This is a genomic window from uncultured Roseovarius sp. (assembly GCF_947259555.1).
Taxonomy (GTDB): domain Bacteria; phylum Pseudomonadota; class Alphaproteobacteria; order Rhodobacterales; family Rhodobacteraceae; genus Roseovarius.
Map to the genome: position 1 here is coordinate 1 of NZ_CAMYMD010000012.1, position 12,183 is coordinate 12,183.

Below are 12,183 nucleotides of genomic sequence, written 5' to 3' on the forward strand. Positions count from 1 at the left end.
CACCAGCGGCACCGGCAGCACCGGCACCTCGGCCCCGATTCGCGCCATCAGCGCCCGCGCCAGCCCCTCGACGCCGCCCGCCGGGTGCTCCGCCTGATAGGCGCGCAACGACATCGGCGCGCCGAAACTGACGGCGGCATAGCCGTGGCGGTGATAGCGCCCGCGCAGTTTGAGCCAGCCCTGCCGCAGGATGAACCGCGCCACCACGCTGATCCGCGCCGGAAACCGCCGCCCGCCCGACTGATCGGCGGCGACCAGCAGCCGGTCCTCGAACACCCGGTCATAGTTCAGCGCGACGGGCACAAAGACCACGTCGCGCCCGCCCGGTTCACGCTCCTCGACGAGGTATTTCAGCAGGCCAAGACGCGGCTCCTGCAAGCCGCCGTTCAGGCTCAGCCCGCCCTCGGGGAACATCGCCTGCGTGACACCGCCATCGGTGGCCATGCCCACGTAGCGCGCCAGCACCCGGCGATAGAGTGCCCCGCGCGACTTGCGGCGGATGAAATAGGCCCCCATCGCCTTGATCAACCGCGACAGCGGCCAGACCCGCGCCCACTCACCCACGGCATACGACAGCGCCGAGCGTTCGGCGGCCAGCCATGTGACCAGCACGTAATCCATGTTCGAGCGATGATTCATCACGAACACCACCGTCGCATCGCGGTCTATGCCGGTCAGCGTCTCGTCGAAATGCCCCAGCCGCACGCGGTAGAGCGAGCGGCTGAGCCATTTGGCGAGGCGGATCGCGATCCCGAAATACGCGGTGGCGGAAAAACTCGGCACGATCTCGCGCGCGTAGCCTTTGGCCTTCTCGAAGGCGACATTCTCGGGGATGCCTTGCTTGCGGGCATGTTCCGCGATGGCGCGGCTGACCTCGGGGTCGTAGATCAGCCGCTGGATCATGTCATAGCGCCGCGCCAGCTTGAACGGCTCGATGGGCCGCTCCAGCCTCTCGTTGAGCCGGGCAACCGCCCGCTCCATCCGGCGACGAAAGAACCAGCGCACCGACGGGAACAGGAAATGCGACGCAAAGGTCACGCCCGCGAAGGCGATCAACAAGAGCAGCGCCCAAAGGGGCATATCGACCGTTTGTGTCATTGCTCCAGATAAGCAGGGAACGCAGGCACGGTAAATGGGTGCCTCTCCGTCATCCTCTGGCTTGACCAGAGGATCTCCCGGCCAAGAGACCCTCGGATCAAGTCCGAGGGTGACAGGGGAGTGGGCGGAGACGCCGGAGCGGCGCATATGCCGCGATGCAGCGAATTGACAGCGCCAGTTTGTTGCCGTTACATTGCGCGGAACGTAAGAAAATTGCGCAACCTGATTCACGAGGCCCGTACATGACGCAGACGCAGAAAGATCGCCCCTGGCTCATCCGCACCTATGCGGGCCACTCGACGGCGCAGGCCTCGAACGCGCTCTATCGCTCGAACCTGGCGCGCGGGCAGACCGGGCTGTCGGTCGCCTTCGACCTGCCGACGCAGACGGGCTATGACAGCGATCACGTGCTGGCCAAGGGTGAGGTCGGCAAGGTCGGCGTGCCGGTCTGCCATCTGGGCGACATGCGCGCGCTCTTTGACCAGATTCCGCTGGATCAGATGAACACCTCGATGACGATCAACGCCACGGCGCCGTGGCTGTTGTCGCTCTATATCGCGGTGGCCGAGGAACAGGGCGCGGATACCACTGCCCTGCAAGGCACGGTGCAGAACGATCTGATCAAGGAATACCTGTCGCGCGGTACATACATTTGCCCGCCCAAGCCGAGCCTCAAGATGATCGGCGACGTCGCCGAATATTGCTACAAGCATGTGCCCAAGTGGAACCCGATGAATGTCTGTTCCTACCACCTGCAAGAGGCGGGGGCGACGCCCGAACAGGAGCTGGCCTTTGCGCTGGCCACCGCCGTGGCGGTGCTGGACGAGTTGCAGCCGCGCGTGCCGGAAGAGGATTTCCCGATCCTCGCCGGGCGGATTTCGTTCTTCGTCAACGCGGGCATCCGCTTTGTCACCGAGATGTGCAAGATGCGCGCCTTCGTCGATCTGTGGGACGAGATATTGCAGGAGCGTTATGGCGTCGAAGACCCCAAGTTCCGCCGCTTTCGCTATGGCGTGCAGGTCAACTCCCTCGGCCTGACCGAGCAGCAGCCCGAGAACAACGTCTACCGCATCCTGATCGAGATGCTGGCGGTGACGCTGTCGAAAAAGGCGCGCGCGCGGGCGGTGCAATTGCCCGCCTGGAACGAGGCACTTGGCCTGCCGCGCCCCTGGGATCAGCAATGGTCGATGCGGATGCAGCAGATCCTCGCCTATGAGACGGACCTGCTGGAATTCGACGATCTCTTCGAGGGCAACCCGGCGGTTGACGCCAAGGTCGAGGCGCTGAAAGACGGCGCGCGGCATGAGTTGGCGGGTCTCGACAGCATGGGCGGCGCGGTCTCGGCCATCGAGTACATGAAATCGCGGCTGGTCGACAGCAACGCCGAACGCCTCGGCCGGATCGAGCGCAACGAGACCGTGGTCGTCGGCGTCAACAAGTGGCAGGAGGGAGAGCCCTCGCCGCTGCAGACCGAGGATGGCGGCATCATGGTGGTCGATGCGGCCGTCGAGGCCGATCAGATCGGGCGGCTGGAAGAGTGGCGGCGCGCGCGCGATGCGGGCGCGGTCAAGGCGGCGCTTGCGGATCTGCGCGCGGCGGCGGAGGCCGGGGAGAACATCATGCCCGCCTCCATCGCGGCGGCCAAGGCGGGTGTCACCACCGGCGAATGGGCCGAGCAGATGCGCGCCATTCACGGCGAATATCGCGGCCCCACAGGTGTCTCGCGCAGCCCGTCGAACATGACCGAGGGGCTGGATGAGATCCGAGACGCCGTGGACGCGGTGAGCGACAGCCTCGGGCGGCGTCTGAAATTTCTCGTCGGCAAGCCGGGACTCGATGGTCATTCCAACGGGGCCGAACAGATCGCCTTCCGCGCCCGCGATTGCGGGATGGATATCGGCTATGAGGGCATCCGCCTGACGCCCGAAGAGATCGTCAGTGCCGCACAGGACGAGGCCGCGCATGTGGTGGGTCTGTCGATCCTGTCAGGATCGCACATGCCGCTGATGGAGGACCTGATGGAGCGAATGCGCAACGCGGGTCTCGGGCATGTGCCGGTGATCGTCGGCGGTATCATCCCCGAAGAGGACGCCCGACGGTTGCGCGAAATGGGCGTGGCGCGGGTCTATACGCCCAAGGATTTCGAGCTCAACACCATCATGATGGATATCGTGACGCTCGCCGATCCCAAGGCGGTTGCCGCCGAGTAGGATGAGTGACCACCTCTTGCCTTTGGCAACTTGGCATGGCCTTGATGCGTCATGACAGATGACTTGACACTTCGCCCCATCGAGGCACGCGACCGCCCGAATTGGGGTGAGCTCTGGCGAGCATACCTTGCTTTCTATGAGACCGTCCTGCCGGACGAGACCTACGACATCACCTTTGCCCGGTTGATCTCGCCGCAGCATCCGGACCAGAACGGCTTGTTGGCGGTACGGGAGGGAGAGCCGGTGGGGCTCGTGCACTACATCTATCACGCGCATAATTGGCGCACGGAACAGGTCTGCTATCTGCAAGACCTGTACGCTGCGCCGCAGGCGCGTGGCTGTGGTATTGGTCGCGCCCTGATCGAAGCGGTCTATGCGCGCGCCGACGCCGATGGCCGCCCCGCTGTCTATTGGCTGACGCAAGACTTCAACACGACCGCGCGCCATCTCTATGACCGGATCGGTACGCTCACGCCTTTCATAAAATACACTCGTTAAATGAGGTGCCACGCGCGCGTGCCGCCTACCTTAGGCGGCACTTGATGGTCCCTGTCTAGTCCCGGCTCCGCAGGGCGGTGCGTTGAACCACGAAAACGCTAACCAGAGGAAGGCCGACAGTGACAACTGCAACGGTAATCAGCAACAGCCCCAATTCACTGTAGTCGGCAGGCGTTGTGACCGCCCCCGTATCTGGGTCCGTCACCTCTCGGGTAATCACGAAGATCTCGTTCAGGTATTTCGTCAACAGAGAGCTGGCCGAAAGCGCAAGATTGGTGAAGGACGCCATCACGGCAAAGAACGTCGCCTTGAGATTGTCGGGCGCATTGCGCGCGATCCAGGCCAGCATCGGGATCATCGCGATCTGTCCCAGAGGCGATTCGATCGCAGTGTCGAGCACGGCGATAAACCGTGCGTCCACCACGCCTGCGGTCATCGCGGCCGTGATCTCGTGCACCCCGTAGACAAAGCCGATATTGGGCAGGGAAAGAATACCCGAGGCCAAGGTCAGCAAAACCACGATGTAGACAATGCTGCGATGCGCCATCAAGGGCCGCAAGATCACCATGCCCGCCAACGTCAGCAGCGATGTGATCAGCGACAGCACTGACAGGAACTGCTGATCGAACCCAAGTACATCAATGGAGAACCACGTATAGCCATCACCGGGCCGGGGCGTCGCACGAAAGATGAAGATAATGACGGCCGTACCAATCAGGGTGCGCGCCTGCGCCACCGGCAAAGCGGCCACAAGCTGCCGCATGAGCAAGAGCACGATGGCCATGGACCCCGCAAAGATGATTTCCTGACCATAGGGGATATTGCCCAAGCCGATGGTCAGCGAGAGCGCAACGAATCCGGCCCCGCCTATGAAATACCAAGGGTTGGCTTTGGTCTCTTCGCCCGGACGCTCAAAGAGCATATCGGCCTCGGCAGCCTCAAGGCCACGGTCCAGCAATCCCCGGCGCAGGCGGTATTTCTGCCAGGCCGCAAGCAACACGCCCGAGACCGAGACCAGCGGGATCGACAGCGCCGCGAGATAAATCATCGCATAGGTCGCACGTTTGCCCTCAGCGTCGAGAGCTTCGATGCCAGAGAACATGTAGATGTTGAGCGCGGCAACCGCGACCGTGCCCGATATGAGCGCAAAGCGTCCCAGGGTCTGCATCGTGGTATGCAGGGCACGCGCGGTATCTTGCGGTATGGGGGTCCCATCTGCATCGACGCGCGGCACCGCCTCGACAGACATCGCATCCGCGACCGCGTCCTGAATGACAAGTCCACAAGGTGCCAACAGGTACGAGGTGACATACCAGGCCGCCATTGGCATGATCGCGGTCATCGCCTCGGTCTGCGTGAGCAGCAGGAACATGATCAGGACAGACAGCGCGATCAACCCGGCCCCGAGGTAGACCAACAGCCACTTCCAGCGCCAGATGATATCAACCAGATGGCCCAACGGCATCTTGAGCGCCCATGGCAGCCCCGCCCAAAAGGCAAGACCCGCAAGGTAGGCGGCGGAAAGATCCAGATATTCCTTAACGAAAAAGGTTCCGACGATCATCGTCAGGCCGGAAAACCCCGCGGCGAAGTAAATCATCAGGGGCGGCAGAAAGGTCCAGCGCATTTGCCGGCCAAGATCGAACACAACGGCGTCGATCCATTGTCCGAGACGCTCTGTCAGAGACATTCGGAGGACTCCTTGTCACGGCGCGCGGGCCATCGGGCAGTGGCGTCGCGCAGGGCGCGCGCCGCGAGGGTCAGCATTTCGAGCGGGAGAATCACCAACATCTTCGGCGAGGTCACCGACAGATGCACCGGCCCGGTGGCCGCGTTTGAGGTGCCGACACGTCCGTCAGGCGAAAAATTGAGCCCTGAAATCGGCCAGCGCAACCCATCCGACACCCCCTCGACAGCCCCCAGCGGGAAAAGAGACACCCGACACCCATCGGGCAACGGCAGGTCGATCGTGGGCGGGCACAGGAACATCAGGTCGCCCTGCCCCAGAAGGATGCAACGGTGCCAGGCGCTGCGGGTCAATGCATTGCACGCCGAGAGTTGATGATCGAGCCGGTCCCCAAAAAATCCAAGCCCGATTATGAGCGGCGCCTCGATCGCCGCGAGGCATTTCTCGAAATCCGTGCTGTCCTGATCGGGGTCTGCATGTTGCACAGCCTCGGGGATGCGCGCGCGCGCAGCATCCGAGATACTGTCGAAATCACCGATCACGGCATGCGGGATGATCTCGTGATCCAGCGCGGTATCAGCCCCGCTATCTGCCGCGATCACCTTGGGGGCAAGGGCCATCGCCTTCTCCAACAGCCCTTCGGGTAGCTCCGCGCCCCCAACCAGGGTAATTGGATCAGATGTACGAACAATCATCATGTATACCCGTTATCGTTGCCTTAACGTTCCTGATGTCACATTCTGGCCACGAAATGATACGGTAAAGATCAAAGAATCGGGCCGCTTTGGTCTGTGGCTTCATGGTAAACCCTGTCTTTGCAGGCAAGCAAAGCGAGCGCATATTATGGTTGGTTCAAGTAAGATACTGACAGTCTCCTACGGCACGTTTTCGTGCACGCTGGAAGGCTTTGACGATTCATTTGATACAATGAAAGCGATTGCGGAATATTTCCGTGATCTGGCATCGGACGACCGGTATTTCGGGGCCGAGCCGCCCACCCCTGACGCAGAGATGCTGGCACGGATTGCAGAGCGGGAAATATCCCGTCGCGTCGATGCCCATGAGGAGCGAGGCAAGATCGTGTTGCGCGCCGGGGTCGGACAGGCCCTGACCAGCGCCACGGCACAGACCGAACCCCGGGACACCGAGCCAGAGGTTGCCAGCGCACCGGCCGAATCCCCTGAGACGCCACAGGCTTCAGCCGACGCGGCCCAAGACGCAGCCCCCGAGGCGGGCTCTGAGGCAATTGAATCCGCATCGCAAGACGCTGTTTCTCATGCAGAGGATGTCGCGGAACCCGAGGTGGCCACGGCCGATACCGCAACAGACCTTGCCGAGTCGGCAGAGGATCAGCCTCCCGCTTCGGAACCCGGGCTTGCGGATGACACGGCTCAGGTTGTCGTCACGACAGACGAGACCGAGGCGTGCGGCGCAGACGATCATGCCGAGGCAGACCCCGAAGACGCGCCTGCCGACGCCCCCGAAGCGACAGACGAAGCGGCAGCCCCTGAACCGATCGAAACACCGGATCCGAGCACGGATGCCGAAGTGACCGCCGAGCCTGCGGCCGACAGTTTCGCGGCAAAGCTCAGCCGTATCCGTTCGGTTGTCTCGGGCGCGGACTCTGATCCATATGGCCAGTATACAGAAGACGAGCACGCCCAGGATTTCCTTGATACCGTAGCGGAAGACCTCAATGCGGCCTTTGCCGAGGATGACCGCGCCGAAATCGGCCAAGCCGAAGAGACACTCGATGATCTTTTGGCGGACGCGGAGGACCAGGTGTCGGACGCGCCGAAGGCCGAGGCCGAAGATGACGGATTCGACGACACGCTTGCCGCCCTGATGGCCGATGCGACCCCCGCGCAGCCCGAAGCCCGGACAGCGCCCCACATCGAGGCGGCGGAGGCAGCTGCGCCAACGCTCGAGGCTGAGGCTGAGGCTGAGGCTGAGGCTGAGGCTGAGGCTGAGGCTGAGGCTGAGGCTGAGGCTGAGGCTGAGGCTGAGGCTGAGGCTGAGGCTGAGCAGCCCGATGCGCATGTTGTCAAGGTCAACCGCGCGAAATTTGAGGCGGCCATGGCCAGCGGTATTTTCGAAGAAGACGAGGATGCCAGCGATTACGACGATGAGGCAGAGAATTTCTTTGGTGGACAAAGCACATCTCTAAGCCCCGAGGAAGAGGCAGAGCTTCAGCGTGAGTTGGCCGAAGTCGAGGCTGAATTGGTCCTCGAGGACGAGGCGCCATCGCCGCAAACGGAAGCGATGGATACATCTGAGCCCGAGCAAGACATGGAACCCGTAGCTGAGGAGCAGCCGGAGCCCGAGGCGCCGTCGACACCTACAGCCGAGAGTCCCGACCAAGACCAAGACGACGATACCGTCTCAGTTGACGCCGAGACAGAAAATCAACCGGGCGCACGCAAATTGGAGCGAAGCGCGGCCCCGAATGACCTGACGCGGATTTTCGACGAGACCGACAGCCACCTTGAGGCCCCGGCCTCGAGCCAGCGGCGCAATGCGATCCAGCATTTGCGTGCCGCGGTCGCGGCCACACGGGCCGAACAGAATGCCGGATCGAGCCTGCGCAAAAATGTCGATGACAGCCCCTATCGCAACGATCTGGCCGATGTCGTGCGGCCCCGCCGCCCACAGGTTTCCGCGGACACCGAACGCTCGGTTCGCCCCGAAGAGAGCCGCCCGGCACCGCTCAAGCTGGTGGCGGAGCAGCGGATCGATACGCCGCGTTCGCCAGTGCGCCCACGCCGTATTTCCTCTGCGGCACTGCAAGGTGACGTCGTCACCGACGCAAAAGACGGCGGGTTTATCTCTTTTGCAGAGGAAGTGGGCGCAAATGGCCTGTCCGAACTGCTCGAGGCGGCGGCGGCGTATATGGCAGACATCGAAGGACGACCGCAATTCTCGCGCCCCATGCTGATGGGCAAGCTGAAAGAGGTCGAGCAGGATCGCTTCTCGCGAGAAGATGGGCTGCGCTCCTTCGGTCAGCTCCTGCGCGCCGGAAAATTGCAGAAACTTTCAGGGGGCCGCTTTGCCGTGACCGAAGAAACGGAGTTTCGGGCGGCAGGCCGCCGGCAGGCCGGCTGACACGGTTTGGTTTTCGTGCGGTAACCGGTATCGCCCCCCGGCCCACCTTGGGTGCGGGGGGGTGTCTTGGCGTGGTGATTTGTCTCTTTTCCGCAATCAGACGAACGGTCAGGATACCCCGACAAGACCGACTAGACCGACAAGAGGCAGGCGGATGCGGGTAATCGGGTTGAGCGGGGTGTTTCTGGCGCTGACAACGACTGTGCTCTGGGCGCATGCCTCGGAACAAGGCTTTGTCCTGCTGCTTCCCACCGATATCTATATCGTGGCGGGGGGCCTCACGGTGCTGATCACCGTCGCGCTGCTCGCCGTCTTGCCCGACCGGCTGACCGATGCCCTCTTCAGGCCAGCGCGGCTCACTGCGGTGAGACCACGCAGCTGGCACCGCCATATCATGAGCCTCGCCGTGGCCATTGTGCTGGGCTGGCTCGTCTGGCGCGGCGTGGTCGGGCCGCGCGATCCCGGGGTCAATCCGCTGCCACTCTCGGTCTGGGTGGTCTTCTGGATCGGGCTTGTATCGCTACAGGGGCTGCTTGGCGATGTCTGGCGCTGGCTCAATCCATGGACCGGCGTCGGCGCGCTCCTGCACCGCGTGACCGGCAGCCGCGCGCCACTGCGCTACCCGCGCCGCCTTGGATATTGGCCGGCTGTGCTTGGTTTCTTGGGGTTCTCCGGGTTTCTGCTCGCCGATCCCGCCCCCTCCGATCCGGGGCGGCTGGCACTGATCATTGGGCTTTACTGGTACGCAATGTTGGCCGGGCTCGCTCTTTTCGGGCCCGCATGGATGGCCCGGGCTGAGGCGATCACGGTCCTGATGCGGGCGTATCGACATGTGGCTCTTGTGGGCCGGATGCGCGGGCGGCTTGCGATCGGGGTGCCCGGCTGGCAAATCCTGAGCGGACCGGCAACAGGCACCGGGCTCGCGGTGTTCTGCCTGCTGATGCTGGGCAGCGGTAGCTTTGACGGGGTGAACGAGACCTTCCTGTGGCTGGACCTGCTCGGGATCAATCCCTTGGAATTTCCCGGGCGCTCTGCGGTGATCCTGCCCAATCTGCTCGGTCTGCTGGCGGCCAACGCAGCGCTCATCGCAGTTTTTTCTGGGGCGCTCGCACTGGGCGAACGGCTGGCAGGGGGCACGACGCGCCTGCCAGCCCTCTTTTGCCTTTACGCCCCCACCATTCTGCCCATCGCGCTGGCCTATCACGTGGCGCATTATCTCACGTCCTTTCTGGTGGATGGCCAATACGTCCTGAGAGCACTGGCGCGCGCTCTCAACCTCGCAGAGGTCCACGTGACGGCGGGATTCCTCAATTCTCCCGGCCCGGTCAAGGTGATCTGGCTGGCGCAGGCGGGAACGGTCGTGGCTGGCCACGTGATCGCCATCCTCCTCGCGCATGCCCTCGCGATGCGCAGCGGCCACGGGCGCGGCCGCGCTGTGCTGGGACAGGCACCGCTGGCCGCTTTCATGGTCGGCTATACCGTATTCGGGCTATGGCTTTTGGCCACGCCACGCGGGGCGTAAGAGCTTGAACCGCAAAAGGGTGGACAACCCCAAGGGGGTTGCGCAGAGTGTGCAGGTGCGGCATTTGCCCTGTGAATGTGATTGATCTTTGGAGGATGCGCGATGACGACCCCAAAAACTGACCCGGCAAATGGGCTCAAAGCCCGCGTCACCGGCACAACGCGTCGTGGCGCTTTGTCCACTCTGGCAGGCGGGGTTGCGGCGGCGAGCCTGCCGATGTGGGCGCGCTACACACATGCGCAAACAGCAGAGCCAATCAAGATCGGGTTTCAGGTGCATCGCACCGGCATCGGCGCGGCCTATGGCCGCTGGTATGACCGCACCACCCAAGCCGCGGTCAAGCTGATCAACGACGGTGGCGGCATCAATGGCCGCATGGTCGAGATCGTGGCCGAGGATGACGGCACCGACCCAAAGCGCGGCGCCGAAGTTGTCGAGAAATTTGCCAATCAGCACGGCTGCGACATCGGCTTTGGCACTTTGTTCAGCCATGTCGTGATCGGCTCGGCCCCCCGCGCGGGCGAGTTGAAGCTGCCGTATTTCGTGGTCTCCGAGGGCACGCATGTGTCGTCCGGCATGCTCAACCGTTACACGCTGCAACCGGGCATCACCGATGTGCGCAGTCAGGTGATCGCCATGGCACCCTTCATCACCGAGACCCTCGGAAAGAAGGTCACCATGATCTTTCCCGATTACGGGTTCGGCTACGATCACCGCGACAATCTTGCTCCCGCTATCGAGGCGCAGGGTGGCGAGGTGATCGCCAAGATCGCCATTCCCCCGTCGGAAACATCGTTCACCAAGTATTTCCCGCGCATCCCGCGCGACACCGAGGTTCTCTATCACGTCATGGTCGGCCCGGCCGTGCTGACCTTCGTCAAGGAGCTGGGAGAGTTCTTTGGCGGGCGGGGGCCTGCGCTGTTCGGCTTCATCGACAGCCTTGAGGCGGTCACGATCAACAGCCCCGGCCTGGAATTCCTCGAGAATACCTATTTTTGGGAAGGTATGTGCCGCCACCAGCAATCCGATGAGAGCCCCCATGAGACCGCCTACCGCGCAGCCGTGGGTGTCGACGGGCGCGGCGCGGCGCTCAATGACGGACGGGACGTGTCAACCTACGCACACATGTTCGGTTGCTGGGAAACCCTGCACGTGATCAAGGCCGGGATGGAAGCGGCAGGCTATCGCGGCCCCAAGGACCGCGCCGCGCTGATCGAAGCCGTAGAGGCAATGACAGACATGCCCGAAAGCCTTGCGCATCCGCAGGGCGACAAGGTTTTCAATGGCAAGACGCATCAGGTCTTTGGCCACCAGAACATCAGCCGGGTCGAGGGCGGCAAACTGGTGCGGGTGCATCGCACCTCGATCGAGGATTCAGTCTATCCCGATGCGGTGGATTACACGACGCGGCCGTTTTGAGGCCGCGATTGGGGCGCGCGGTGAAGCATCTTAACGTCATGCATGCGATTTGGGCTGGTGTCCTGCTCTTGCTGGCCGCCTGCGGGGCACCGCCGCCGCCACCCGACGCGCAGGATGTGACACGGCTTGCCGCGGCAATCCGTGCGCTAGGGCCCGAGGTGGACCCCGAAGAAGCGGGTCGCGCGGCGCGCATTGCCTACCGGCACACGCATGAGCTAGCACTGCAGTATCAGATCACCGATCCACCGCTTATTCACAATACCAAGGTCAACATGGGTCTGAAACCGCGCGGCCTGTGCTGGCACTGGGCGCGGGACATGGAGGACAGGCTCAGGCAGGAAGAGTTCGAGACGCTCGATCTGCACCGTGCGATCGCCAATGCCGACAACCGGTTCCGGCTGGAGCACAGCACCGCGATCGTCAGCGCCAAGGACGCCCCCTATGATGAGGGCATCGTTCTCGACCCGTGGCGCAAGGGTGGGCGTCTGACATGGGCGCCGGTGACGAATGATGAAACCTATCATTGGGAGATGCGCAACGAGGTGGTTGCCCGCAAGCTGGAGCGTCAGCACGGGCAGATCGTTACCTTGACCGAAGATCAGCGCATCTTGATGGGCGGACAGGAGTTCGCCGCACAATGACCCGGC

9 protein-coding genes are annotated in these 12,183 nt (G+C 63.1%); 6 read left to right on the forward strand and 3 right to left on the reverse strand.

From position 1 onward, the window contains the following. On the reverse strand, positions 1-1,098 hold a 1,098-nt coding region (locus Q0X85_RS01610), incomplete at its 3' end, for a 1-acyl-sn-glycerol-3-phosphate acyltransferase (RefSeq protein ID WP_297768092.1). A 155-nt stretch (positions 1,099-1,253) separates the two neighbouring features. On the opposite strand from Q0X85_RS01610, the gene Q0X85_RS01615 reads away from it, so the two are divergent. Together Q0X85_RS01615 and Q0X85_RS01620 are read left to right on the forward strand one after the other, a co-directional pair. After that, a complete protein-coding gene (locus tag Q0X85_RS01615) occupies positions 1,254-3,308 on the forward strand; it encodes a protein meaA (protein WP_297768094.1) in 2,055 nt (684 codons plus the stop codon). A 51-nt stretch (positions 3,309-3,359) separates the two neighbouring features. Next, positions 3,360-3,806 carry a GNAT family N-acetyltransferase gene (locus Q0X85_RS01620; protein ID WP_297768097.1) on the forward strand — a complete coding sequence of 149 codons (447 nt, stop codon included), beginning with the start codon at positions 3,360-3,362 and terminating at the stop codon, positions 3,804-3,806. Between the two features lie 55 nt (positions 3,807-3,861). Here the strand turns inward: Q0X85_RS01620 and Q0X85_RS01625 are convergent, their stop codons facing one another. Beyond that, positions 3,862-5,496 carry a hypothetical protein gene (locus Q0X85_RS01625; RefSeq protein WP_297768100.1) on the reverse strand — a complete coding sequence of 545 codons (1,635 nt, stop codon included), beginning with the start codon at positions 5,494-5,496 and terminating at the stop codon, positions 3,862-3,864. Continuing rightward, positions 5,487-6,191, reverse strand: a complete 705-nt coding sequence (locus Q0X85_RS01630; protein WP_366129063.1) for a thiamine diphosphokinase — start codon at positions 6,189-6,191, stop codon at positions 5,487-5,489. Before Q0X85_RS01630 ends, Q0X85_RS01625 begins: the two co-directional genes overlap by 10 nt. A gap of 229 nt (positions 6,192-6,420) precedes the next feature. On the opposite strand from Q0X85_RS01630, the gene Q0X85_RS01635 reads away from it, so the two are divergent. The 4 genes from Q0X85_RS01635 (at position 6,421) to Q0X85_RS01650 (ending at position 12,177) form a co-directional block, all read left to right on the forward strand. Further along, on the forward strand, positions 6,421-8,595 hold the full coding sequence (locus Q0X85_RS01635) for a hypothetical protein (protein WP_297768103.1): 2,175 nt from the start codon (positions 6,421-6,423) through the stop codon (positions 8,593-8,595). 154 nt (positions 8,596-8,749) lie between these two features. Beyond that, positions 8,750-10,117, forward strand: coding sequence for a hypothetical protein (locus tag Q0X85_RS01640; RefSeq protein WP_297768105.1), 1,368 nt, complete (start codon positions 8,750-8,752; stop codon positions 10,115-10,117). 102 nt (positions 10,118-10,219) lie between these two features. Further along, positions 10,220-11,536 carry an ABC transporter substrate-binding protein gene (locus tag Q0X85_RS01645; RefSeq protein ID WP_297768106.1) on the forward strand — a complete coding sequence of 439 codons (1,317 nt, stop codon included), beginning with the start codon at positions 10,220-10,222 and terminating at the stop codon, positions 11,534-11,536. A 38-nt stretch (positions 11,537-11,574) separates the two neighbouring features. After that, positions 11,575-12,177: a hypothetical protein gene (locus Q0X85_RS01650; RefSeq protein ID WP_297768108.1), complete on the forward strand. Its 603-nt coding sequence runs from the start codon at positions 11,575-11,577 to the stop codon at positions 12,175-12,177. Positions 12,178-12,183: the final 6 nt, after the last annotated feature.